Annotated in this window: 1 protein-coding gene; it reads left to right on the plus strand. The window is 41.9% G+C overall.

Features of this window, described 5'->3' with window-relative positions; all coding sequences use genetic code 11:
• A partial coding sequence (locus ACFINX_RS10180; protein ID WP_375668806.1) for an autotransporter outer membrane beta-barrel domain-containing protein occupies positions 1-1,013 on the plus strand: 1,013 nt, incomplete at both ends.

Here is a 1,013-nt window from a genome sequence, read left to right on the forward strand (position 1 = left end):
GGCAGAGCGAATATTGCTAAAGACAGAAATGTACATTTTGATCTAAAAAACAAGACAACATGGACACTAAAGACCAGTACAAAAGAAAAAGATGCTGATGGAAAACTACTTGATATCGCTCAAAGATCTCGTTCTGATATTTCCACGCTTAATCTCGATAACAGCTCTATTGTTTTTGATGGACTGGTAGAAGATCATTATCACACATTGCATATAGGATCTGGTAAACCAGATACGCAAACAGTCTACAACGCCTCTGGTAATGCAAAGATTTACTTCAACATTGCTTGGAGTGATGGCGTAGCAAGTGCCGATCAAAAAACCGATAGACTTTTGATCCACGGTGATGTCTCAGGCTCCACAACAGTTTATATCAAAAGCGATTCAGGAGATGAAAGTAGTGTAGTCAATGCTGCTGATCCTTCCAATATAGGTGGCCTCTCGCTCATTCAAGTATCTGGAAAAGCACGAGAAGACTCTTTCAAACTCGTAAATGGCTATACCACAAGAAATCGTTTGCCTTATAAATATACGCTAACGGCCTATGGACCAGAGTCAAGCCACGGTACAGCCGATGTTGCACAAAGCCTCTTTGATGAGAAGAATGAAAATTTCTGGGATTTCCGCTTACATAAAGAAATTCTTGAAACGGATTCTGGTTCTGGTCCAAGTGTGATCGTCCCTGTAGCACAAACGGCCAGTTACTTAGTCATGCCAAATGCTCTCTTCTATAGTGGATTAACGGATATGGCTAAACAAAACGCGCTTTTAGCCAATATCAGAACATCTGTCTTAGGAAAAGAAGAGGAAAAACAAACCGGTTTCTTCCTCTATACTTACGGAAACACAGGAACCTTATCTTCTGAACGCGGACCTCTCAAATATGGTTATGGTGCTGATATCCGCTATGCTGCTCTCCAAGCCGGAGTCACATTCGCGGCATTAGAAGGACAAAATACCACAACACATTTCGGTCTTGTAGGCACCTATGGGCGGCTGTCTTTCACTCCAAA

The sequence above is a fragment of the Bartonella sp. AP36NXGY genome (assembly GCF_042195865.1).
In the GTDB taxonomy this organism is placed as follows: domain Bacteria; phylum Pseudomonadota; class Alphaproteobacteria; order Rhizobiales; family Rhizobiaceae; genus Bartonella.